Source organism: Pseudoalteromonas sp. NC201 (assembly GCF_002850255.1).
GTDB lineage: Bacteria > Pseudomonadota > Gammaproteobacteria > Enterobacterales > Alteromonadaceae > Pseudoalteromonas.
The window spans coordinates 549,572-574,005 of sequence record NZ_CP022522.1; the positions used below are offsets into that span (position 1 = coordinate 549,572).

At 43.3% G+C, this 24,434-nt stretch carries 24 protein-coding genes; 11 read left to right on the forward strand and 13 right to left on the reverse strand.

Annotated elements, in window-relative coordinates; genetic code table 11:
• Positions 1-12: 12 nt before the first annotated feature.
• A complete protein-coding gene (gene gph, locus PNC201_RS02365; RefSeq protein WP_102056049.1) occupies positions 13-672 on the reverse strand; it encodes a phosphoglycolate phosphatase in 660 nt (219 codons plus the stop codon).
• 56 nt (positions 673-728) lie between these two features.
• On the reverse strand, positions 729-1,022 hold the full coding sequence (locus tag PNC201_RS02370) for a hypothetical protein (RefSeq protein WP_010605837.1): 294 nt from the start codon (positions 1,020-1,022) through the stop codon (positions 729-731).
• A 185-nt stretch (positions 1,023-1,207) separates the two neighbouring features.
• Between PNC201_RS02370 and PNC201_RS02375 the strand changes: the two genes are divergently transcribed.
• Positions 1,208-1,417: a hypothetical protein gene (locus tag PNC201_RS02375; protein ID WP_010605836.1), complete on the forward strand. Its 210-nt coding sequence runs from the start codon at positions 1,208-1,210 to the stop codon at positions 1,415-1,417.
• Positions 1,418-1,510: 93 nt separating this feature from the next.
• Here the strand turns inward: PNC201_RS02375 and epmB are convergent, their stop codons facing one another.
• A complete protein-coding gene (gene epmB / locus PNC201_RS02380; protein ID WP_102056050.1) occupies positions 1,511-2,527 on the reverse strand; it encodes an EF-P beta-lysylation protein EpmB in 1,017 nt (338 codons plus the stop codon).
• A gap of 42 nt (positions 2,528-2,569) precedes the next feature.
• Here epmB and efp point away from each other — a divergent pair, with 42 nt between their 5' ends.
• Complete coding sequence (gene efp, locus PNC201_RS02385; RefSeq protein ID WP_010605834.1) at positions 2,570-3,136, forward strand: elongation factor P; 567 nt, start codon at positions 2,570-2,572, stop codon at positions 3,134-3,136.
• A gap of 67 nt (positions 3,137-3,203) precedes the next feature.
• On the forward strand, positions 3,204-4,178 hold the full coding sequence (gene epmA, locus PNC201_RS02390; RefSeq protein WP_102056051.1) for an elongation factor P--(R)-beta-lysine ligase: 975 nt from the start codon (positions 3,204-3,206) through the stop codon (positions 4,176-4,178).
• On the opposite strand, the gene PNC201_RS02395 is transcribed toward epmA, so the two are convergent.
• From PNC201_RS02395 to PNC201_RS02405, 3 genes are all read right to left on the reverse strand, one after another.
• On the reverse strand, positions 4,175-5,389 hold the full coding sequence (locus PNC201_RS02395; RefSeq protein ID WP_102056052.1) for a methyl-accepting chemotaxis protein: 1,215 nt from the start codon (positions 5,387-5,389) through the stop codon (positions 4,175-4,177). The genes epmA and PNC201_RS02395 overlap by 4 nt on opposite strands.
• Positions 5,390-5,482: 93 nt before the next feature.
• Positions 5,483-6,205, reverse strand: coding sequence for a glycerophosphodiester phosphodiesterase (locus tag PNC201_RS02400; RefSeq protein ID WP_102056053.1), 723 nt, complete (start codon positions 6,203-6,205; stop codon positions 5,483-5,485).
• On the reverse strand, positions 6,202-7,065 hold the full coding sequence (locus tag PNC201_RS02405) for a DMT family transporter (protein WP_010605830.1): 864 nt from the start codon (positions 7,063-7,065) through the stop codon (positions 6,202-6,204). Before PNC201_RS02405 ends, PNC201_RS02400 begins: the two co-directional genes overlap by 4 nt.
• 246 nt (positions 7,066-7,311) lie before the next feature.
• Here PNC201_RS02405 and PNC201_RS02410 point away from each other — a divergent pair, with 246 nt between their 5' ends.
• The 5 genes from PNC201_RS02410 to rlmB all read left to right on the forward strand — a co-directional run bounded on the left by PNC201_RS02410 (position 7,312) and on the right by rlmB (position 14,516).
• Positions 7,312-8,292 (forward strand): sensor histidine kinase, encoded by a 981-nt coding sequence (locus PNC201_RS02410; protein WP_227387510.1) that lies wholly within the window; start codon positions 7,312-7,314, stop codon positions 8,290-8,292.
• Entirely contained in the window at positions 8,289-8,891 is a 603-nt protein-coding gene (locus PNC201_RS02415; RefSeq protein WP_010605828.1) for a response regulator transcription factor, read from the forward strand. Before PNC201_RS02410 ends, PNC201_RS02415 begins: the two co-directional genes overlap by 4 nt.
• A gap of 103 nt (positions 8,892-8,994) precedes the next feature.
• Entirely contained in the window at positions 8,995-11,184 is a 2,190-nt protein-coding gene (locus PNC201_RS02420; RefSeq protein WP_233525201.1) for an ATP-binding protein, read from the forward strand.
• Positions 11,185-11,263: 79 nt separating this feature from the next.
• Positions 11,264-13,753, forward strand: coding sequence for a ribonuclease R (gene rnr / locus PNC201_RS02425; protein ID WP_102056056.1), 2,490 nt, complete (start codon positions 11,264-11,266; stop codon positions 13,751-13,753).
• A 22-nt stretch (positions 13,754-13,775) separates the two neighbouring features.
• The gene (gene rlmB / locus PNC201_RS02430) at positions 13,776-14,516 is read left to right on the forward strand and encodes a 23S rRNA (guanosine(2251)-2'-O)-methyltransferase RlmB (protein WP_102056057.1); all 741 of its coding nucleotides are present in this window, start codon (positions 13,776-13,778) and stop codon (positions 14,514-14,516) included.
• 399 nt (positions 14,517-14,915) lie between these two features.
• On the opposite strand, the gene yjjG is transcribed toward rlmB, so the two are convergent.
• From yjjG to PNC201_RS02445, 3 genes are all read right to left on the reverse strand, one after another.
• The gene (yjjG, locus tag PNC201_RS02435) at positions 14,916-15,593 is read right to left on the reverse strand and encodes a pyrimidine 5'-nucleotidase (protein WP_102056058.1); all 678 of its coding nucleotides are present in this window, start codon (positions 15,591-15,593) and stop codon (positions 14,916-14,918) included.
• On the reverse strand, positions 15,593-16,126 hold the full coding sequence (yjjX, locus tag PNC201_RS02440; RefSeq protein WP_102056059.1) for an inosine/xanthosine triphosphatase: 534 nt from the start codon (positions 16,124-16,126) through the stop codon (positions 15,593-15,595). The genes yjjG and yjjX overlap by 1 nt, the downstream gene beginning before the upstream one ends.
• A gap of 97 nt (positions 16,127-16,223) precedes the next feature.
• A complete protein-coding gene (locus PNC201_RS02445) occupies positions 16,224-17,123 on the reverse strand; it encodes a phosphoribulokinase (protein ID WP_010368692.1) in 900 nt (299 codons plus the stop codon).
• Positions 17,124-17,258: 135 nt separating this feature from the next.
• Here PNC201_RS02445 and PNC201_RS02450 point away from each other — a divergent pair, with 135 nt between their 5' ends.
• From PNC201_RS02450 to phnW, 3 genes are all read left to right on the forward strand, one after another.
• Positions 17,259-18,143: a hypothetical protein gene (locus tag PNC201_RS02450; protein ID WP_102056060.1), complete on the forward strand. Its 885-nt coding sequence runs from the start codon at positions 17,259-17,261 to the stop codon at positions 18,141-18,143.
• Between the two features lie 60 nt (positions 18,144-18,203).
• On the forward strand, positions 18,204-19,217 hold the full coding sequence (galE, locus tag PNC201_RS02455) for a UDP-glucose 4-epimerase GalE (RefSeq protein ID WP_102056061.1): 1,014 nt from the start codon (positions 18,204-18,206) through the stop codon (positions 19,215-19,217).
• A 724-nt stretch (positions 19,218-19,941) separates the two neighbouring features.
• On the forward strand, positions 19,942-21,048 hold the full coding sequence (phnW, locus tag PNC201_RS02465) for a 2-aminoethylphosphonate--pyruvate transaminase (protein ID WP_102056063.1): 1,107 nt from the start codon (positions 19,942-19,944) through the stop codon (positions 21,046-21,048).
• A gap of 415 nt (positions 21,049-21,463) precedes the next feature.
• Here the strand turns inward: phnW and PNC201_RS02470 are convergent, their stop codons facing one another.
• The 4 genes from PNC201_RS02470 to PNC201_RS02490 form a co-directional block, all read right to left on the reverse strand.
• Positions 21,464-21,745: a hypothetical protein gene (locus PNC201_RS02470; protein WP_158299097.1), complete on the reverse strand. Its 282-nt coding sequence runs from the start codon at positions 21,743-21,745 to the stop codon at positions 21,464-21,466.
• A 344-nt stretch (positions 21,746-22,089) separates the two neighbouring features.
• On the reverse strand, positions 22,090-22,815 hold the full coding sequence (locus PNC201_RS02480) for a hypothetical protein (protein ID WP_102056065.1): 726 nt from the start codon (positions 22,813-22,815) through the stop codon (positions 22,090-22,092).
• Between the two features lie 227 nt (positions 22,816-23,042).
• Positions 23,043-23,408 carry a glycine-rich domain-containing protein gene (locus PNC201_RS02485; RefSeq protein WP_102056066.1) on the reverse strand — a complete coding sequence of 122 codons (366 nt, stop codon included), beginning with the start codon at positions 23,406-23,408 and terminating at the stop codon, positions 23,043-23,045.
• Between the two features lie 247 nt (positions 23,409-23,655).
• Complete coding sequence (locus tag PNC201_RS02490) at positions 23,656-24,348, reverse strand: UTRA domain-containing protein (protein ID WP_088531664.1); 693 nt, start codon at positions 24,346-24,348, stop codon at positions 23,656-23,658.
• Positions 24,349-24,434 lie beyond the last annotated feature (86 nt).

The following is a 24,434-nucleotide window of genomic DNA, read 5'->3' on the forward strand; positions in this document are numbered from 1 at the left end:
TATCTAAGATTACTAATTGAATAGTGCTAATACTTCCGATAAATCACTGATAATGGCGTCAGGCTCACTTTGTGAAATTGGATTGCCATGATTATAGCCATAGTCAACGGTAACAACTTTACAACCTGCATTTCGTGCAGTTGTCACATCGTTGATGGAGTCACCGACATAAAACCCATCTTGTACTTCGCAATTCATATTATTTACAGAGATGTATAAAGGCAGTGGATCTGGCTTTTTCTTTTTCAAAGTGTCAGCACACACAATTGTGTCAAACATAGCTTTAATTTCTAAGTGCTCTAATAACTTATGAGTATGTGAAGTATTCTTGTTGGTGACTAAAGCGAGTTTAATTCTTTGCTGATGTAAACTCTGCAGTGTAGCTTTTGCATTAGAGAATAAACTGGATGAGCGTGTAACACAGTCATCGTAAATGGTTTCAAGCAAACGAGTCGCTTCGGCTCTGTCAATATTGGTATTGTTATGGAAGTCTAACGCACGTTCAGTCAGCTTAGTTGTACCATTGCCAATCCAAGTTTTAACAAGGGCAAGTTCAATATCCGGCAAATAGTAATGGTTTAATGTCGTGTTTAAAGCGTAGGCGATATCTTCAGCGGTACTTACTAAAGTACCGTCTAAATCAAAGCCAACCCAAGTCGGGTATGTAAACATGATTTCATTCCTTGTACATTACAGAGGCCCCAAACAACAGAACCTGAATTGATAAATTATTTAAAGGTAGCGAGTAGTTGTAATAGGCTCTGTAGCTTTTTCACAACAAGTGCAAGTTTTTGCTCGTCAATTTCTTCAGTCGTCGATAGACCTTCAACGTCGGCTGCAACATCCAAAACATAAGGTTTAAAGCGCTTGGCTTCAAACGTAAACCCCGCTTCTTCTGTAAATAGTGCTTTAAACTTACCGTGACCTTGCTGCTGCAATTCATCGAGTTTTTTATCCGCATCTAGTGCTTGGCGGTATATGATCTTGAGATTTTCATTGAGTTTTTCGATAACGGCTTGCATGGTCAGTCCTAATCGCCCTATTAAAAGGGCTTATTTTAAGGGTTTCATTTACAAATGTCAGGTGTAAATCTACCCTTTTATAAGTAGTACAAAGGAATTGGAAATTTATCTCGTAATTTATCCTAAAGGTTTAAATTTATACGCCGATAACCAATCTGATCCATCAAAAAGTCAGGTAATCACTTATGAATATTTCCGGAAGTAACCTACCTGCTATGTCTGGAGCGAGCCAAAGTGGTGAAGTGTACAGCGCTGCATTGGCAAAGAAGCAACAGCAAGCAGATGGACAAGCCGCACTTGCTTTAATTGAATCTGCGGGCAGCAGTGCAGCAGCACAAACGCCAGCTAAATCAGTGACAGCAACGCTAGGCAACAACATCAATACATACGCGTAAGCTTATGTCTGATGGCACGTTGTCTTCGGCATGTCCGATAGATATGTGCAAAGCAATCGGTGCTAGGGTCATTAGCACCGATTTTTTGCTATTTTAGTCTAGTAAATTTAAGTCAATCGGCGTTTTACTTGGCTGACCACCTATTTCTCGCACCAATTTAGGCACCAAGAATCCCGGTAGCACTTCTAAAAGTTCAGCCATTATCGCCTTGGCTTCACGCTCTTCTACATCAAAATGACTAGCGCCTTCTACCTTATCGAGTAAATGCAAATAATAAGGCAGTATATCTGCATCGAATAGGGCTTCACTCAATTGGGCCTGAGCCGCAACATCGTTATTAATTCCTTTAAGTAGCACTGCTTGGTTTAGCAAGGTCACATTGGCTTGTTTAAGTTTTTGCATTGCCGCTTTAAAAGTATCATCGATTTCATTTGCATGATTAATGTGATTTACCAAAATCACCTTTAAATGACTGTTTGCTAAACGTTGGCACAATTCCTCGGTTACTCTCGCTGGGATCACTACCGGTAAGCGGCTGTGAATACGTAAACGTTTGATTTGTGGTATAGCCTCTAATTGTTTTAGCACCCAAGCTATCATGTCATCTTTGGCCATCAGCGGATCACCGCCACTTAAGATCACCTCATTGATTTCATGATGGGCGCGCAAATAATCAAATACAGGCTCTAAGGTGCGTTTGTTGACCTGATTATCCTGATAGGGGAAGTGGCGTCGAAAACAGTAGCGGCAGTTGACCGCACAACCGGTTTTGAGCATGAGTAATACCCTAGAACGGTACTTATGTAACAAACCAGGTACAGGTGCGTCTTGTTCTTCGAGTGGATCTTTACTAAATCCCGCTTCAGTTAAATATTCCTGATGTACAGGTAACACTTGTAAAAGCAAGGGATCATGACGATCTCCGTGGCGCATTTTAGCGATAAATGGGCGAGGTACTCGCATAGGAAACAAGCGCTTAGCTGCAAAGTCTCGTGCATCAAATTGGTCATGCAACCCCAAGATGTTGAGTAGCTCTTGTGGGTCAGTGACAACATTTGCTAATTCTTTTTGCCAGTTAGTCTGCAAATTTACTTCATTTATTTGTATCATTAGCAGGTTAATTACTCGAATATACGTAGATTAGAGGATACGATGGCGAATTATAGCACCAACGAGTTCAAGGGCGGCCTAAAAATTATGATGGACGGCGAGCCTTGTTCTATCTTAGAAAATGAAATGGTCAAGCCTGGTAAAGGACAAGCGTTTAACCGCGTTAAAATCCGTAAGCTTATCTCAGGTAAAGTACTAGAGAAAACCTTTAAGTCTGGCGACTCAGTGGAAGGCGCAGACGTAATGGATACTGATCTAGCGTATTTATACACTGACGGTGAGTTCTGGCATTTCATGAACAACGAAACATTTGAGCAGATCGCAGCTGATGAAAAAGCAGTGGGTGATAGCGTAAAATGGCTGGTTGAAAATGACGTTTGTACTATCACACTGTGGAATGGTAATCCAATCGCAGTAACACCTCCTAACTTTGTTGAACTTGAGATCACTGAAACCGATCCAGGCCTGAAAGGCGACACTGCGGGTACTGGTGGTAAGCCTGCAACCCTAAGCACAGGTGCTGTTGTTCGTGTTCCTTTGTTCGTTCAAATTGGTGAAGTGATCAAAGTTGATACGCGTAGTGGCGAATACGTAAGCCGCGTAAAATAATAGCGTAAAGCAATTTACGATGTTTTATAAATCCCAGCATGTTGCTGGGATTTTTTTGGAGTAAACAATGACGGTGAACAATTGGCAGCCGAGTGCAACGATAGACACGCTTAGGCAAAGGGCTGCAATTTTAGCGAAGATACGGCACTTTTTTGCGGCTCGTGACGTGATGGAAGTCGACACACCGAGCCTTTCTCAAGCCTCAGTGACCGATCCTCACTTAGATACTTTCCATACTCGATTTGTTGGCCCAAATCACAGCCAAGGTTTGCCTTTATTTTTACAAACGTCACCTGAGTATGCGATGAAAAGACTACTTGCCGCCGGCAGTGGTGCGATTTTTCAATTATGTAAGGCTTTTCGTAATGAAGAGTCAGGACGTCATCACAATCCAGAATTTACGATGTTAGAGTGGTATCGTCCGGGCTTTGACGAATTTGACTTAATGGCGGAAATCGATGAGTTGATGCAGATGTTATTGGACTGTCCTGCTAGTGATTCGATGACTTACCAACAAGCCTTTGAGACATACCTTGGATTTGACCCCTTAAGCGTGTCGCTGACGGAATTAAAAGCGCACGCCAACAAATATGGTTATGGTGATATTGCAGCTATCGAGAACAATCCAGATACTTTACTGCAATTGCTATTTTGCATGGAAATTGAGCCTAAAATAGGTCAGCAGAAACCTTGTTTTGTTTATCACTTTCCGGCATCGCAAGCGGCGCTGGCAAAACTTAACCCGAAAGACAATCGCGTTGCAGGGCGTTTTGAGCTCTATTATCGCAACATGGAACTGGCTAACGGATTTAATGAATTGACGGATGCGGTAGAGCAAAGAGCGCGTTTTGAGCAAGATAACCAACTCAGAGCTGAGATGGGATTGCATCCTGTGCCGGCCGATGAGCGGTTATTGGCTGCACTTGACGCAGGCATCCCCGATTGTGCTGGCGTTGCACTGGGAGTAGATAGGCTAGTCATGCTGGCGCTAAACAAAGCTAGCATAAGCGAAGTGCTCACATTTGATGTTTCGCGAGCTTAGCGCCGCGAAACAAAACGAGTAAGCTCTTTTTGAGTGGTTTCTGTGAGCTTTTGGGCACTTTGGCATTCAGCTAACGCGCCATCAATTTGTGATTTAGACTGCTGACCCAGTTCGACAATTTGTTGCACTGCTTGATGGGTATGTTTTTGTGTTTCTTCAAGTTGGTGTACCGCACTAACGATTTCTTCTAATTGTGCTTGATTGCGTTCAAAGTCATCACTCATCGAAATAAAGCCTTGAGAGGTATCACTGATGGCTTTCTCTGCTGAGCTTGAATGAGAAATCAATTGCTCTGATTCTTGATTGGTTTCACCGACAAGCACGTTCATTTGATTGATAAAATCGCTGATCTGGCGGGTGGCCGCATTGACCTTGACCGACAGCGCACGAACTTCATCGGCAACCACTGCAAAGCCACGCCCGGCTTCACCTGCTCGAGCTGCTTCAATTGCCGCATTGAGCGCAAGCAAGTTGGTTTGGTCGGAAAACTCTTCAACCATTTTTAGAATGTTGCGAATATTCTCACTATTTTCTTTTAGGCCTGAAACCGTCGATGAAAAGTTACCTAGTAGCGTGGTGATTTGTTTTACTTCAGCGACAAGCTTAGTTAACGACTGTGATGAACCGCGAACAAAATGCAAGCTTTCGGTATTGGCCTGATAAACCTGATCGGTATTGTGCACAATACTTTGTAAACTGTGGCTGACCTGATCGGAAGCTGCAATAATTGTGTCACCTTGGCTCAGCTGCTGCTGTCCATACTTTGCGGTACTTTGCATGGAATTGGTGATATCGCGGTTGCTTTGTGTTGCCGCAGCGGCACTTTCATATGTTCTTTCCAAAAGGACACTAAGGTGGGTGGTAAAGGCGTTGTACTGCTCGCTTAAATCTCTAAATTCGTCATAAGTGAATTGTGGCAGCTTTGCATCTAGGTTACCGTCTTGGCGGTTAACACGTTCCAGTGACTCTTTCATCGCTTGTACAGGTCGCACGATTAAAAAGCGCATATAAAAGACGGTAAATGCAAACGCAGCAATAATCACAATAGTGATCAGCCAAAACAGCCCCATATTCGCGCCAGATTGGGATAGCTCCGAATACAGCCAAAATAAACTAATTGCTTGAAAGAGAAGTAAAAAACCTAAATTGCCAATAATTTTGCGTGTTAGGGTAAAGAAAAACGTCTCTTCTAAAAAATTATAAATGCGCATATATAAACTCATATTGGGCTCATCATTGTGCCACTTTATTTGTCTCAGTATAGATGAGCTAAATGGAATAACAATGCTAAAGCGATCAAGCAGTTACTCAATTGGGGTGGCGTAAGCGCCAATGCCCTGTAAATACATTTTGGTTTGGCATGGAAAGTTAGTGAAAATACCATCCACCCCGAAATTTAGCATCATATCTATGTCTTGTTGTTTATCGACCGTATAAGCAAATACCTTTAATCCGCGAGATTTTGCGTCCAACACATATTCATGATTAATAAAGTTTTTGTCCATATGAATGCTGTAGGCATGGAGCGATTCGGCAAATTGCGCATAATGAATTGGGATCGAAGCGGTTAACGCGCCAATTCTTACCCAAGGTAATTTTTGCTTTAGCCACAATAGTTGATGATGGTCAAAAGAGGAGATGAGTAGCTGCTCTCTGGTGATCACGCCTTGCTGGATATGATCTTCAATATAGGTAACGAATTTATCTAGGCCAAAGGTATGCTTCAGTTCTAAATTGATATCTGTCTGTTTGCCGATGGTGGCAAACACTTGCTGCAAGGTTGGAATTGATTGTCCTTTACCGGCATCAAGCGTGGCAAGGTAGGCTTGAGTTTGTTCATTAACTCTACCCACGCCATTGGTGGTCCTGTCTAGCCAAGTGTCGTGGATAATGGCGTAATCATCCGCGCAACTTTGCACATCCAACTCAATACCATCAACGCCAATATGGAGAGCTGCTTCTATTGCAGCAAGTGTGTTTTCCGGATAGCTGCCACTGGCTCCACGGTGCGCTAAGACTTGAATCATGCTTTTTTCCTTGTAATAGACCAAGTTTCAAAACAGGCTGCACTAACTACCAACAACCCGCCAAGTAATGTTGTAAGTGTCAACGTCTCGTGTAACAGAATATAAGCTAATAGCGTTCCATACAATGGTTGTAAACAAGAAATTAACCCTGCAGTGGTGGCAGATAAATAACGTAGGCTAGAGGCAAACAAGGCGTGTGGAATTGCTGTAAATATTGCTCCTGCAAGCAAGATTAACCAGAGGTTTTCTGTGGAAACTTGCTGAATTGGCACTTCCACAAATGCTAACAGCATGAGGCATGCAACAAGCGTTTGATAAAGCATCGTGTGTGGGCCGCTATAGTGAGAAAAGAAGCGCTTTTGGAGCAAGTTGCGTAGCGCAAAGAGTGCGCCCGAGAATACGCCCGTAATAATCCCTAAGGTAACTTGGTTGCCAAGGTTCGCTTCTGGTACTAACAGATAGATACCAAATAGCACCGCGCTCGCACTGATAAAATCTTTTAGCTGTACACGGTTGCGAGTGAAGAGCGGCTCTAAAAAAACGGTGATAACGGGGTAGGTGAAAAAGGCAATGATCCCAACTGCAATTCCCGCCATTTGCATGCCTGCAAAGTAAGTCACCCAATGAAGTCCCACGATGACACCGAGAACTAAAGCCGTTAGATAATCTTTTTTGTGTATTAATTTTATCGGCTGCCGTTGTATTTTGAGTAACAGTAGTAGCACAACGAAAGCAACGGCGGTACGGTAAACGGTGATATCCAATGCTGAGAGTGAAATTAATTTTGAAAATAATGCTGTTCCACCAAATAATAAAACGGCACTATGAAGCGAGAGCAAAGCGGATTGTTGTGGGCGCATATCGAATATTAGAACTGTTTTTTAGCAGTCTATCATTTAATCGCTTTGAGATGACAAGATTGTTGACACTTGTCACTCAACATTCTGCGCTTAAACGTAAATAATAATAAAAAGAGTGAACCAGAGAAGCTTGTGTCCATTACCACAGAATTTACCCTAGTAGAGAAACGGCGCTCATTTTGGAATGCCGGACCCCTTATATTTTCAACCTTTTACTTTTTCCCGTTAATATTTAGCTGGGCGCAATTGAGCGCAGTTAATATTGCGTTGCAAGTTGTTGTGTACCTTAGTTTTGTCTTGCTCTATTGGCAGAGTATTACAAAAACGGGCAATGCGTTGGTGATGAATTTAGTAGTGATGGCAGGGCTTTGTGTCGCAGGTAGTTGGGTGACGACCGGGACGAGTTCATTATTTGGCTTTATTGCTTTTTTCTGCGGTTTTAATTTTCTGCCTCGTTATAAAATCATTGCGATGCTGGTCATCATAGTGCTGGTATTGCTAACGGCTAAATTTATCGCGACCCAGCAAACGGTTTATTTCTTGATGCCTGCACTGTGTGTGGCATGTGGACTCTTTATTTTTGGTTGGATGTCACACCGAGAGCGAGTACATCAAGAATTGCAGAGGCAAAGTGAAGAAGAGATTAAGCGGCTAGGCGCCGTGGCTGAGCGTGAGCGTATTGCGCGCGACCTACATGATTTACTTGGTCATTCACTCAGCTCGATAGCATTAAAAGCAGAGCTGGCGAGTAAATTTGCAGCTGCAAATGCATTAGAGCAAGCGCAATCAGAAGCGCAGCAGGTTGCAGACTTAGCGAGAGAAGCACTAAGCGAAGTGCGCCAAGCCGTCACCGGCTACCATCAGCTAGCGCTTGATGCTCAGCTGCACATTTTGGCATCGAGGCTAAAAGATAAGGGCATTGCCGTAACGCTAGAATTGCAGGCGGTCACTTTAGATAAAGTAAGCGAAGCCTGTTTGTGCTTTTTTGCTAAAGAGATATGCACCAACATTATTCGTCACAGCGACGCAGATAAGGTTTGCTTCACACTACGACAAACTGACAATAATGTCTTTGTAGAAATTAAAGATAATGGCTCTATAAAGTCCATAAAAGAAGGAAATGGTTTAATGGGGATCCGTACCCGATTGAAAGAATGTGGTGGCCAATTATTTTATAACACCGAACAGGGCGGATACTTTAAGGCGGTACTAGGGGAAGCAGGATGATCAAAGTTTTTATTGTTGAAGATCAAGCATTAGTAAGAGGAGCTATTGCGGCATTATTGAGCTTAGATAGAGAGATTGAGGTGGTTGGCGAGGCTGAAAACGGTCAAGTTGCAAAGGAAAAGTTAGCAAAGTTAACGCCTGATATCGTGCTAACGGATATTGAAATGCCACAAGTCACTGGGCTTGAGCTTGCTCAGCACTTACAACAAAAAATGCCAGACACAAAAGTAGTTATCATGACGACCTTTTCTAAGGCGGGTTATATTCGTCGCGCGATCACTTTAGGGGTAAATGGCTTTGTATTAAAAGAAGCACCAAGTGAGTACTTGCTATCAACGCTGAAAAAGGTAATGAACGGATATAAGGTTATTGACCCAGAGCTTGCTCTGTACGCTTTGGAGGATGCTGACCCGCTTACTGATAAAGAGCGAAAAGCGTTGCGTTTGGCCAGTGAAGGACTAAAAACTGCTGAAATCGCAGGACAGCTATTTTTGAGCGAGGGAACGGTAAGGAATTATTTATCCGACGCTATCGCGAAATTACATGCGACAAATCGAGTAGATGCAGCAAGAATTGCTAAGCAAAAAGGATGGCTGTAACTCGGTGTAATAGCATATATCCAGTTAATACTTCAAAATAATGCAGTGCGGTAATATACTGCACCATCCGCCAAGTAATAATAATGTATTAATTTTGAGTGTAATGATGGATCCTAAATTACTTATTCAAGTTACCGCAATAACGACTGTGGTTTGTACAGTTTTTATGGCCGTAAACTGGTTTATTAATAAAGGCCTACCAGGCACTCGAGATTGGCTTGTTTTCATTGCGCTTACCGCAATTGGGTGTGGCCTGTTGGCCGCCTATACACTTCCCATTACGTTCTCAATTTTTATTCCCAATCTTACTATCGCATTGGGACTTTTTTATCTGGCTCGTGGTGTTGATGCGTTTTTTAGTGTGAAAAGCAATTACATGCCTTGGTATGTATTAGCCGCATTGGGTATTCCCAGTTTTACTTACTTTTTGTACGTGGATTTTAATTTTATAGCTCGTGTCGGGATCAACTACCTAGTCTGGGCGATGGCGATGATTTACTGCCTGCGAGCGTTAAATAAAGGCCATAAATTATTATCACAACAGTTTAGTGCGGCACATTGGGCGTTTGGCCTATCGTGCTTGAGCTTATTGGCCGTGTTTACTTTTAGAGTGGTCATGCTTGGCGGCTACTCGGTGACAGATAGCCTGGTTTCGGCAAATTGGGTTAACCAGTTTTTTGCAGTTTCAGTGAGTACGATGCCGCTGCTGTTGTGTTTTTCTTTATGCCTGTTATGTAGCAGCCGTCGTGAAAAAGAACTATGCCTGTTAAAAACTGCTGCTGAGCAGTCAGCGCAAGTAAAAGGACAGTTTTTAACGTTATTAAGTCATGAACTGAGAACACCACTAAACGCTATTGTTGGTCACGCAGAATCACTTAAAAAAGTGCCGCGTGAGCCCAATCGCCATGCTCAACTATGCGATGTTATCGTCCACGCCGCGATGTCGATGTCAGACTTAGCCAATCAAGTATTATTGCAAGCGAAAGGGGAATATGCCGCGCAAAATCGCGTGCCTGTCTCGCTTTATAGTCTTTCGCAAGAGTTAGTTCGCCTTTTACAGCCGCTGGCATTGGCTAAAGGGTTGAGTTTGAGGGTCGAGGTTAAAGGTCTGTATCCACAGGACGTTCATGTCGTCGAGCAAGATACATTGTCTTTGGTACTCAGAAATCTGCTTTCGAACGCGATTAAGTACACAGATAAAGGCATTATTACGCTGATCCTTGAAGGCACAAGTCGCGCTGAGGATAAGCAAACTATTCGTTTTGCAATTAAGGATACGGGCAAAGGACTGACTGAAGTACAAATGGAAAAGATCTTCGAGCCCTTTGTCACATTAAATACTGAACAATCCATCTCGCAAAGTTCAGGATTTGGGTTGGCGTTATGCAAGCAACTGCTGCAAGGGCTAGACTCTGAGCTTAACGTCGACAGCAAGCTTGGCAATGGCACTGTGTTTAGCTTTGAGTTAGATTGCCAGTGTAGTGATTCACCGTTACAGAGCACAGAGTTTAATACAGAGAAGCTAGCACTCAATGTGCTTGTTGTTGAAGATAACCTCATGAATATTGATGTGATCAGCACTTATTTAAACGATATGGTGAGCGAGTTTTCTATTGCTAAGTGCCTTGCAGAAGCGGAAGTCGCACTATTAGAACACAACTTCGATATTATTTTGTTAGACATGCGACTGCCAGATGGAAATGGTCTTGAGTGGTTTAAAGAGGGCTTCAACGAAATTGGCTTTACCTCCAGCGTTAAGGTGATAGCGTTAACGGGTGATGGCGATCCTGAATTGAAAAGACAATGCCTCCGAGCTGGCATGCAGGACTGTTTAACTAAGCCTATCATGCCAAGCCGTTTATATGCGGCACTGGAATGTGCGACTGTAAAAACAACATCTCGCTTGGAATGTAAGACTTTGATTGATCAATCAAGATTTATGGATCTCGCAAACCGTGAAAGTTCAGGCGTGTTGGCAACGAAGTTAATGTATTTAGCAGACAGGTTTGAATATGAGATTGCGCAAATTAAAGGACTCACAGAGTTAAATGTAACAGATTTAGCCATTGATAAACTAGCCTACATTGAAAATGAAGCTCTAGAGCTCGGCATGGTGAATTTTGCAGAGCTTGTTCAAGCAGCAACAGTACAGCTGAGTTACTCTGAAGAGCAAGTCGATTGGGACGGTCTTGCTATGGTTGCTAGACGCTCAGTTGAGCGTTTATTAGAGCTTCACGCCCAAATTGCAACGTTGGAATCGACATCAAATTCAGTGGTTAATCTATCTGCATAAAAAGATTCATCGATCTTGGCCTAGGTCATTAGGCTATTTTGGGTTAAAATAACAGCATAGCTTATTTAACAAGACAGTAATGCCAAAACAGGATCCCTATCTCGATAGAGAACAGCAAAAATACGACAATCCAGTACCTAGTCGCGAATTTATCTTAGAACACATTAAAAGCGCGGCCAAACCACCTTCTTTCTCTCAATTGTGTAACGATTTAAAAGTGCAAGACGAAGAGCGTCAAATTGCGCTTAAACGCCGCTTGCGCGCAATGGAGCGAGACGGTCAACTGCACTTCAATAAATTTAAGTGTTACACCATTCCAAGTGATGATGGTCTAGTCAAAGGCCGCGTTGTTGGACACCGTGACGGCTTTGGCTTTTTAGAAGTCGAAGGCGAGCCCAAAGATTGGTTTATCACTAAGTATCAAATGGAGCGCGTGCTACATGGCGATTGGGTGTTAGCAAAGGCTGGCAGCCGAGGCTCAGGTGGTAAGGTGGAAGCGCGCATTGTGCGGGTACTTGAAAAAGAGCGTGCGCCAGTCGTCGGTCGTTATTTTGTTGAGTTTGGCATGGCAGTCGTGGTGCCAGAAGATCCTCGCATTACTCAAGATATCATCATCGTACCTGGCCAAGAAAATGGTGCTCGCCATAATCAAATGGTGCAGGTAGAGATCACTCAAAGCCCTAGCAAACAAATGAATGCAATGGGTAAAGTACTTGAGGTGCTCGGCGATCATATGGCACCGGGTATGGAAATTGAAGTGGCACTTCGCAATCATGACATTCCTCATGAGTGGCCAAGTGAAGTAGAAGCACAAGTTGCAAATCTTGGTGAGTTTGTAGAAGAGTCTGCCAAACAAGGCCGTGTCGACCTGCGCGACTTACCGTTAGTGACCATTGACGGTGAAGACGCACGTGACTTTGATGACGCCGTATATTGCGAGCGTAAAAAGTCAGGAGGTTGGCGTTTATGGGTTGCTATTGCGGATGTATCTCATTATGTCGGCAAAGGCACTGCGCTTGACAAAGAAGCGATTGAGCGTGGTAACTCAGTGTATTTTCCTGAGCAAGTTGTGCCAATGCTACCTAAGGTGCTATCGAACGGTCTATGTTCATTGAATCCTAAGGTAGACCGTTTATGTATGGTTGCGGAAATGACCGTGTCCGAAGCGGGTCGTTTGTCTGGCTACCGTTTTTACGAAGCCGTGATGAACTCTCATGCTCGTCTTACTTACACCAAAGTCCATGCGATTTTACAAGGTGACGAAAAGCTCAGAGCGGATTATCAGCCTCTTGTGCCTCATCTAACTGAGCTCCATAACATGTATATGGCGCTGAAGGCTGCAAGGCAGGAGCGTGGCGCGATTGAGTTTGAAACCCTAGAAACGCGCTTTGTATTTAATGCCCATCGAAAAATTGATTCTATCGTGCCTGTGGTTCGTAACGACGCCCACAAGCTGATTGAAGAGTGCATGATCTTGGCTAATGTGTCAGCAGCAAAGCTGTTGGAAAAACATGAAGCCCATAGCTTGTACCGTGTTCATGATGAGCCAGACCCTGAAAGATTGAGCCAGTTTAGACAATTCTTGCAAGACTTGGGTATCGAAAGTCAATTACCTAACGATCCGTCGCCAGAGGAGTTGACCCAAGCGCTTGAGTCATTGGGAGATCGCCCTGAAAAAGAATTGATCCAGACCATGTTACTGCGCTCAATGAAGCAAGCAGTATATCAGCCTGAAAATATTGGCCACTTTGGTTTGGCATTAAAAGCCTATGCACACTTTACCTCACCAATTCGCCGTTATCCGGATCTGGTGGTACACCGCGCAATCAAAGGCATTTTACAGCAGCAACAACAGCCCGTGAGTGGCGCTTACATCTACAATGAAGATGAAGTGAAACAACTGGGTGAGCAGTGTTCGATGACAGAGCGCCGCGCTGATGACGCTACTCGAGAAGTTGCTGATTGGCTTAAATGTGAATTTATGCAAGATCATGTTGGCGATGAATTTACCGGTGTGATCTCATCAGTCACCAACTTTGGATTATTTGTGAGGTTGGACGATCTACAGATTGACGGGATGATCCATGTTAGCAATTTAGGGCATGAGTACTTCCACTTTGATGGTGCAAAGCAATGTTTGATTGGCGAGCATAGTCGCACAGTGTTTAGACTCGGCGATAAACTTACTGTTGTGGTTGCTTCAGTTAGCTTGGACGATCGTCGTATCAACTTAGCTTTGGCTGAAGAAGGTCAGCAAGACAGGTATGCAAGGCGTCGAAAATCGCCAAAAAGCACAGCAAGTAGTGTTCGTGAGCAGCTAAAAACGGGTAAAATCCCGGGAACTAAGCGCCGTGACGGTGAAACGTCTGGTCGCGATAAAGATAATAAAGGCGATGACAAAGCCAAAAAGCGCAAAAGAACGACCCCTAAGGGTGAGCTCAAACAGGCGAAAAAGGCAGGCACGCTGAAGTCGAAGAAAAAATCGACGAGTAAAAAAGCCAAAGCGGCAAAGGGCAAAGCAAAGCGCCCAGGTAAAAACGAAAGAAATCGTAGCAAAAAAGCGCAATAGATTATAAAGCGGGAGCTTTAACGTGAGTAACGAATTAATTTTTGGCTTTCATTCAATCGAAGCCATTTTGAATAACGCGCCGGAGCGCTTTTTAGAAATTTATGCACTAAAGGGACGTGAAGATCAGCGTTTAAATCAAGTCGTAAACGATGCCCGTAAGTTTGGTATTTCAGTGCAGTTTATGCAGCGTAAAGCGCTTGATAACAAAGCGAATGGTGAGCAACATCAGGGCATTATTGCCAATGTTAAAGCGGCGCGCGGATACAATGAAAAAGATCTTGATGAGATCATTCAAAGAGAAACCACACCATTTTTCTTGGTGCTTGATGGGGTAACGGATCCTCATAACTTAGGTGCATGTCTGCGTAGTGCTGATGCAGCAGGTGTACATGGTGTTATCGTACCAAAGGATAAGTCTGCAAAGCTAAACGGCACTGCAAGAAAAGTAGCGTGTGGCGCTGCAGAAACGGTTCCGCTTATCCAAGTAACCAATCTTGCTCGCACGTTGCGTGATATTAAAGAAGCCGGTGTGTGGGTTGTGGGTACGGCAGGTGAAACCGATACAGCTGTTTTTGATGCAAACCTGACTGGGCCTATGGCCATTGTAATGGGCGCCGAAGGCGATGGCATGCGCCGTTTAACTCGAGAGCATTGCGATGAGCTGGTTAAGATCCCGATGGTAGGTAGCGTGTCTAGCTTAAATGTATCGGTTGCGACCGGTGTTTGTTTATTTGAAGTGTTAAGACAGCGCTCAGCACTTTAATCACTTAATAAGCGCCGGCTTTCACGGCGCATCTTCAAAAGTTTTAAGAGCTCGCAAGGTAAACTTGCTCCTACACAGGTCTACCTTTGGTAGGAGCCGATTTTCTCGGCGCATCTTCAAAAGCTTTAAGAGATCGCAAGGTAAACTTGCTCCTACTCAGCTCTACTTTTGGTAGGAGCCGATTTTCTCGGCGCATCTTCAAAAGCTTTAAGAGCTCGCAAGGTAAACTTGCTCCTACACAGGTCTACTTTTGGTAGGAGCCGATTTTCTCGGCGAGCTTTTAATAATCCGCAAGGTAAACTTGCTCCTACACAGGTCTACCTTTGGTAGGAGCCGATTTATTCGGCGAGCTTTTAAAACCCGCAAGGTCAGCTTATTCCCACACAATTGTACAGGGCATTACCCCATTAAAATCGCTTGCAACTCTTTAAGAGATTCTACGGTATAGGTTGGCTTGATATGGTCAGGGCAGACTTTGCCATCATGCTTTAACCAACAGCTATCAATCCCAAAGCGGTTTGCGCCTAGAATGTCACTTGCTGGTGTGTCGCCAACCATTAATACTTTGGATTTGTCGGGGTTCCCTAACAGTGCTAACGTATGCGCAAAAATACTCGGATCTGGCTTAGCTTTACCCACCAACTCAGAGATCACCACTTCAGAAAAACGATCCACAAGGCCGGTATGTTCCAATCTTTTTTGCTGAAGCGCGGCAAATCCATTGGTAATAATAGCCAAAGTACATTGGCCTTTCAGGCTATCGAGCAAGGCTTTAGCTCCCGGTAACGGTTGGCAAATTTCTGCCATCGCGGCCAAGAATCCCGCATTGAGTACTTCAGGTGCGATATCGAGTTTTTCAGCCCAGCGACTAAAGCGCGTTACCTGAAGTGTTTTTGCGTCAATCTCACCATTTTGATACTGCACCCAAAGTGGCGCATTTAAGCTGTTATATTCTTCGTAGTCCTCGTCAGTGAACACAACGTCATATTGAGTAAACAGCGTTTGTAATCCAAATTTGGCATTAAAGCTAAATAAGGTTTCGTCAGCATCAAATAAAATATGTGTATAGTTCGGCATTATAAATACATCTCGGGGTGATTAAAGGGTGCCATTGCGAGTAATAAGGCTTGCGTGTAGCTACTCTCTCTGGTGGCAAGATGGTTGGTTAGCAAACCGATAGCACCGCCTTGTTGCTTGATATTAGTGGTATTGAACAAGTCGTCCATTACATGTCCTAGCTCTTCACCTTGTTCAAGACGCGCGTAGACCGATGCCGGTAGCGGCAAATTACAACTACGGCCGACACTCGTACGACGGTTATTCGCAATGACGACATAAGCGAAAGTAGCTGCACCGTATTCAAATTTGGCAGCGCCTCCTTCCATGGCACAATAAAAATCGGCTTGATGATGTTGCTGTAAGTAAGTAACACGATTCTCTGCGCCTTCGCGGGTGGCTTGTTCACCTAAAGGCTGATCCGCAACGAGACTCGGCGCTGAGATACCCTGACAGTCAATTTTTGCATTGGGAAAGTACTGCGCAAAGATGGTTTTTGCAGCATTGATTTTTACTGGGTTTTTAGACCCCACTAAAATGGTAAGCACGTCCATATAACAACTACTCGTGATGCTCTAAAAGGCGTCAGTGTAAAGTGTGATATGGAGCGATGCAAGGAAGCTATTATTCCTAATCAAAACATAAGCTGGGTTAAATCGGTAAATCGACTGGCGCCATATTCTCAAGGGCGCGTTTCTTTACTAATAATTCCTTGATAAGTGGAGTCAGTACCAACTCCATCGCCAGCCCCATTTTCCCGCCCGGCACAACTAACGTGTTTACACGAGACATAAAGCTGCCCTCAATCATTTGTAAGTAGTAAGGGAAATTAACATCTTCGATGCCACGAAAGCGAATAACCACAAAGCTTTCGTCTAATGAGGGTATGTCTTTAGCACTGAATGGGTTAGAGGTATCCACGGTGGGCACGCGTTGAAAGTTAATATGCGTGCGAGAAAACTGGGGAGTGATGTGATTAATGTAGTCATCCATTGAGCGCACAATTGACGTCATAACCGCTTCTTTGGAGTGGCCGCGCTCATTGGTATCGCGAATGAGCTTTTGGATCCACTCAAGGTTGATGATAGGCACCATGCCAATCAATAGATCAACGTTGCTGGCCACATCATATTCGGGGGTCACGACACCACCGTGCAGCCCCTCATAAAACAGCATATCGGTGTTTTGTTCCAGTTCTTGATAAGGAGTAAAAGTGCCCGGTAGCTGATTAAATGGCACGGCATCGTCAAACGTATGAAGGTAGCGACGGACTTTGCCATTGCCGGTTTCGCCATAGCTTTTGAACAGACTTTCTAATGCGCCGAAGTCATTGGCTTCTTCACCAAAGTAGCTAATGTGCTTACCTTCTTGCAGCGCTTCGCGACGCAATTTATCCATTTCAGGGCGAGTGTAGCGATGAAAGCTATCGCCTTCGACATAGGCGGCTTTGGTATTAAGACTGCGGAATATATGTTTTATCGCGCTTGTCGTTGTTGTAGTGCCTGCGCCTGAACTACCAGTAATGGCGATAATAGGGTGTTTGTCTGACATAAATCTGCCTTAGCTTTCATCATCCGTTAATTCGATGTTACGCGAAGCAAAGTTTTTGGCAAGCTTTGCTTGAGGGCGAGTGTTGGGTATCATAGCGGGGTGATATAACTACAATGAAAAATCAAAGGAACGTCCATGCCCATTTCAATGCGTGTGAAGCTCGCAGTTTGTCTATTCGCTTTCGCGTCCTGTTTACCTGCGTATTCAGCCATGCCCAAAAGCCAAATTTGGCTAGCTGAATTAGGTGAACATTTCAGTGCTAAACCAATTACTGAAAACACCGCATATTTTAATCAGCCGCTAGTGACTGATTCTGGGGTTTACTATACCGCGGAAGTAAGCGCTGATGGCAATAGCCAAACGGATCTGTTTTTTTACGGCTTTCAAAGCCAAAACACAACCAACCTCACGCAATCCCCTGTCTCCGAGTATTCACCCACACTGCATCCGAATGGGAAAGGGTTAACGACGATTGTGGTTGAGGGATCCGGTAAGCAAAAACTGTGGTTTTATCCGTTTGATCAGGCTACAAAACCAAGTCGTGTTTTTGAGCATATTGAACCTGTGGGGTATCATGCTTGGGGGAGCAACCAAGATCTGATTATGTTTATTTTAGGTGCGACTGAGAGTGCTCCGCATACCTTACAGTACACAGATATTAATGGTCATTTACCACAAATTCTTGCCGAAGATATTGGCCGAACTTTGTCTTACAACCGTGTGCGTGATGTGTTTGCTTTTACATATCAAGTCAATGGCTTAATGTGGTTCGCAACTTACCACAGAGAGAGCGATCATATTCAGCGATTTTTTGCTCTTCCCAGTCAAGTGCAAGATTATACCTGGTTGGATGATAATAAAGTGGCATATGCACTAGATAATAAAATTTATTATCGGGATTTAAATGCGCCTAAAAAAGTCCACTTATTAAGAAACTTAAGAAGTTACTGTCAGACTTCAATTTCTCGCTTGAGCTTTTTTGATAACAAGCTGGCATTTGTATGCTACCGCCAAGACTGACAATAACAAATTGAGTAGAATGCTCGATGCGATGCGTAGACAACAACCATAGGAAGAGATATGACGATTCTTGTAACTGGTGGTGCAGGCTATATTGGCTCTCACACTGTATTAGAGCTGCTACAGCAAGGCAAAAAGGTAGTGGTCGTAGATAATCTAAGCAACTCTCAGCAGACTTCATTACATAGAGTCGCTGAGATAGTAGGAAAGGAAGCGGCATTCCATCAGGGGGATATTCTTGATAAGGCATTTCTTGATAGTGTATTCGCGCAATATGATATTGAAGAAGTGATCCACTTTGCAGGCTTAAAAGCCGTAGGAGAGTCGGTTCAAAAGCCAATCGAGTATTATCAAAACAACGTTCAGGGTACGTTGACGCTGCTTGATGCGATGCGTGACGCCAATGTATTTAAGCTAGTTTTTAGCTCGTCAGCGACGGTCTATGGAGATCCTGCCAGCCTTCCTATTCGTGAAGATTTCCCTGTTGGTGGCACAACCAATCCTTATGGTACGTCAAAGCTGATGGTTGAAATGGTACTACAGGATGTCGCTAAATCAGACCCGCGTTGGGCCTTTGCTATTTTGCGTTACTTTAACCCGGTTGGCGCACACGAGTCGGGGTTAATTGGTGAAGACCCAAATGGTATTCCCAACAACTTACTGCCCTACATCTCACAGGTTGCTGTTGGTAAACTGGCGAGTTTAGGCGTCTTTGGCGACGACTATGACACCAAAGACGGCACGGGCGTGAGAGATTACATTCACGTGGTTGATCTAGCTATTGGCCATTTAAAAGCACTTGAAAAAATCGCAGTAGCAGCAGGCACACATATCTATAACTTAGGTACCGGCAATGGCTACTCAGTACTTGAGATGGTTACTGCGTTTGAAAAGGCAGCGGGCAAAGCCATACCGTATGACATTAAACCGCGTCGCGATGGCGACATTGCCGCCTGTTATGCAGCGCCTGAAAAAGCCAAATCTGAATTAGGCTGGCATGCAGAGCGTGGATTGGATGCCATGATGCAAGATACATGGCGCTGGCAAAGCAATAATCCAAACGGGTATCGTTAACTACTAAGTTAGTTATTGATGTATATCGAAAAGATAACAGCCTTATTTCTGTCTACATTTAGTGCATGGGGCTTTCTTTTTGCTTTGCTTTACAACCTAGCCATTTATTCTGGGAATAGGCAAGAGCGTCTTGAACAACAGCCTATATTTTATAGTGCAGTTATGTTTATTTCGTTTCTGATTACTATTCCCATTGTAGCCCTTTTTTTGCTTCCCTCTGACAGTGCAGTTAATACTTGGGAAATTCTTAGGTATAACGGCGCTTTAATCGTGATGGACTTATTGACTATGTTCACGCTGACACTCATTCCAAGAGGGAGTGCTAGGGTAGGTAATGTTTGTTATAGCTACTTACAACTATGCATGTCTTTTTCAATCGTGATGTTTCTCGCAGCAGCCTGTTTTGGAGTCTATTATCAATACCTTCCTTCTTGGCTTCGGCAGTTTTTTTTAATTTTTTACCCTCTTGGCTCCAATGCAAATGACTTAGTCATGGTTTCAGTACTCGTTATTAGGCGTGACTTCCTAGGGTTACATCGACTCTATCGACGGCTATTAAACTCAAGTTAACGCAGCTAGCGCTAAAACTGGCTGCTAGAAAAGCATTAATTATCCGAAGCTCAGGTTAACTATGTTGTTATAATTATTATTTTCATAAATCTGTCACGTTGTCGTCATCTAAACTCGGTTAAATATTCTGGTATAGACCAGTTTAGAGGCAGTTATGAACAACGATTATTTACTCCTGACGCCAGGCCCGCTCAGTACATCTCACACCGTGAAAGAAGCCATGTTGAAAGACTGGTGCACCTGGGATGATGAATATAACCAAGGTGTGGTGCAAGTTATTCGCAATCAGCTTTGTGAAATTGCGGTTGCAGATCCGCAGTATCGCAGTGACTACAGTGCAACCTTAATGCAGGGCAGTGGTACAGCAAGTGTAGAGGCGGCTATTGGGACTTTTATTTCTAAGTCTGGCACTTTACTGGTTATCAATAATGGTGCCTATGGTGCGCGTATTATTGAGATAGCCAATTATCTAAATATTAATGTGATAGCGCTCAACTTTGTTGAAACCGAATTGCCGCAACTTGAGCAGATCTCACAAACGCTTGAGCAACACCCTGAGATCACCCACGTAGCAATGGTACACTGCGAAACCACAACGGGGATGCTGAATCCGGCTAAACGCGTAGCGGAGCTTGCGAAACATCACAATAAAGTAATGATCCTTGATGCCATGAGCAGTTTTGGCGGCATTGAGATGGATATGCACGAGTGGCAAATTGATATCCTCATTAGCTCAGCAAATAAGTGTATTCAAGGTGTTCCAGGTTTTGGCTTTGTGATTACAAAAACAGCGCTCTTGATTGCCTCTGAAGGACAAGCACGCTCACTTTCTTTGGATCTACACGCTCAGTGGAAAACCATGGAAAATCATCATGGTAAATGGCGTTTTACCTCGCCAACGCATGTTGTCAGGGCTTTTGCCAAAGCACTAGAAGAATTGGCGCAAGAGGGAGGCGCTTCTGCACGATTCAAGCGTTACAGCGAAAATCAAAAACAGCTCGTTAGCGGCATGAAAGCCCTTGGTTTTGAAGCCTTGTTACCAGAAGCCATGCACTCACCTATTATCACTTCTTTTTATTCACCAAGTGACGAAAGCTATGAGTTTAAGCGCTTTTATGAAGCATTGAAGCAAAAAGGATATGTAATTTACCCCGGCAAAGTATCAAACGCAGATTGCTTTAGGATCGGTAATATTGGCGAAGTATATGCCGCAGATATTAGCGGACTACTAGAAGCTATCGCACAAGCAAAATACTGGTAAACCGTTAGGGCAGGAGGCGCTTTACGCGGCGATGGGTATTGCTGAAGCAAAGTATTGGTAAACCGTTAGAGTGGGAGGCGCTTTACGCGGCGATGGGTATTGCTGAAGCAAAGTATTGATAAACCGTTAGGGTGGGAGGCGCTTTACCCGGCGATTGCTATTACTGAAGCAATATACTGGTAAACTGTTAGGGTAGGAGACGCTTTACGCGGCGATGGGTTAAGGGGGTTACACCCCTTTAGCTAAATAAATGAGTAGCAAATCTTCAATTGTGTTAACGATTGTCTAATCTGGGCTGTCACCTATAAATAAGGTTAAACCTTGGGGCTGGTTGAGAAATTCCTTTAAGATTTTTTGCCAATACTTTGGCGCATCCTTTTATATCTAGTATTACGGTTTGCTTTATTCCAATTGTTTAATTTCCAAAGTGGTGAGAATAAATAATGTTACCATATCCCCATACGAGTGTACCAACGATGGCAAACAGGAATGCCAAAATATGACCCAAAAAGTACATGGTTTTATATGCTCTCTCCCCAGCTTGTTCGCTTACTGTTTCTCTAGATTCATGCTCCATTTTTAAAATTTTTAAAATTCCAAACTCAACCATGATGGCCAAGCAAACTAAAATGGCGCCACTCCTTTGAAACCAAATCTTAGGTTCGTCTTTAAGTTTCTGCCATTCTGGCAGTGTCAATCATCGATTCACCAACAAATAGCAGTCCATAATAGATAATAAACACAGCAAATAACGAAGTAAAAAAGAGGATTAAAAAGCCAGGTCGAACCATATAAATGTCATTCCTTAGTAAAATTTATGGTGTGTTTTATTCCAGTTAAACTAATTAGTATGCTTTGTGGTCTTGAAGCTACCGGGAGATCTACGTGTGTCAAAGTAATTACAATCGTCGTGGGGACAGTAATAATTTTCTTTTTCCCAACCTAAGCCATCCGGATTAAACTCTGTCAGTTCAAACTTGCCGCCGCAATTTGGGCATTCCATTATTTCAGTACGTTTATTCATTTTAACCTCTTCACTTTCTATTCCAATGTTTCCCATTCAATTACTCTTTGACGTATTTTTTCAATTGCGAACTCAGCTTTCTTACTGATTTTTAACCTATTTTCTCGACCTTCCTCGTAGAATTCTTGGTTTAATTCAACTTTAAATTGATTTGCACACAAGTAACTCCAGTACTCATCACCCACTTGTTTTAAAACATCTGATGAAGCTAAGTATACTGCCTCCGAATAGAAGGGTTTCTTTTTTAACATGACTGAACGAAGTTTTTTAAGAGCTTGGTCTAACTTTGCAAGTCTCTTTTCTTTGATAATTTTCATATCCTTTAAATTTTCGAGGTCAGCTTCATTATGTAAATCAACCTTACCCTCAGGTGTGTTTGAGGGTCTCAGATTTATTGGGCAGTCTACAAACTCTATTATCGGTCTAAGTTCATTACAAGCGTCAAGAACATTTACTAGACATTCATTCAATTCGCAAAGCACTTCATATTCTTTTTCATAACGAAAGCCGTGAGTTTTCAACTTCGATGATAACTCCGTCTTAGTCCTTTCCAATTGTATTGCATAATCATGTCTCACAGATTCAACTTTATCCGTTATTATTTTGATATCCTGTTTTGTAGCTAGGTTTTTGAACTTAGTTGATAAATATGGACGAAAAACAGCATCAGCTATAAAGCCAAAGATAGCTCCGAATAATAACGTCAGCGCATGTGAAAGAACTTCAATTTTTAAAATATCCATTTATTCTTTTGCTCCTAGTGGTGGCACTGATTTATACAAGTTATTTAGTGCATCAGTTAATTTTTTCGGATCAGGTATTGTGTATGTCACTTCATTGCTGACAAGACTTATTGCCATTTCTATCACTTCATATACAACACTAGTATCAAAAACCAGAAGTATTGGATTCGCGTTTATGAATAGTCGGATAGCAAAAAGAAAAAGCTCGCTGTAGCGAGCCTAGTCGGTTATCTGCAATATGCGGCCTGTAAGTTACTTACATCAACACCAAACTCTAACTGATATAAATACACAGCCTTTTGCCATGTTTCTTGATTATCTTCGTCTGGGATATGGTGTAAAAATGCGCCAAAGAGGTTTTCACAGTCATTGTGATACGCGAGTGTATCGGTGATATGCTCATGCCATACCTCATCGGCCAGTTGTGGCGGTGTGATTGGCGTATCTGGATATTTTGACTTTAACACAAGAAATTGCCTGTACAGCACTTCTGCTTGTAAACAATCAGCTTCTGTCATACCTGTTGCGATTTTGAGTCTATGTGTTATCTGGCTCAGATCTAGGCCATTAAGTCGCTCATTAAAATTAGCCATCTTGATGTTCCTTGCAGTTGTCAAATGTGGGAGTACCAAATTTAAACTTAGCGCTATTTCTAAAATAGGACAACCGCAGGTTATAGGAAAGGTTGTCGTGCTAAAGCACGAGCTACGGGGACGGGCTTACACGTCTTCAACAATCATCGCTATGCCGTCATGGAGCTGATATTCATTATAATGATTGTGTTTACCATGTGACTATATATGCGAAAAGGTTGTCGTGCTAAAGCACGACCTACAGGGGTTACACGCCTTCAACAATCATTTCTATGGCGTCATGGAGCCAATATTCAATATTGTAATCCACCAATGCTTGCTCGGCGTCATAGCGGGCGCGCAGTACCTTTAAGCAAGGTGCGCCGCTGTTCTTTTCTAATTTGTCGGCAACGTCATCGGGTAGTACGGTGACGCTTATTACACACTGTTCAAAGCTGACGTCAACTTGGTAATGGGTCGACATCACTTCTGTGATTGAGCCATCCAGCGGTTGGTTGTGCAAGTCGGCAAAACGTTCGGCTGCACAATAGATCTGTTCCATCATTATTGCGCGACCATCTAACGCGCGTACTCGAGTTAATTCATATACAGGCTGGCCGTTAAAATGAGAGTGGCTAAACTCAGGCTCTGTGGAAGGGGCATTAATTGCCACTACTTGAGTTGTTGGTGTAAAGCCTTGTTCAATGGCAAGGTGGTTAAAGTTCACTTTTTTAGCTGGATGCCATTTGAGTTTTTCGGGGGTGACAAACCAGCCGCGACGCTTTTGGCTAAAGATAAGTCCTTCGGCTTCTAGTCGTGCTAGGGCTTCACGGACGGTGATCCGTGTTGAGCTAAATGTTTCTTGCAGCGCACGCTCTGAAGGCAATTTGGCACCGGGCGTCATGCTGCCAGCGGCTAGCAGCGCTTGGATATGGTTTCGAATACGTTGATAAAGCAGCATAATAGAGTCGATAAAACCTTTTGTGACAAGCTTACTATCGTTTTATGACAGGATAAATATTTATAATCATAGACTTGTAAACTCAG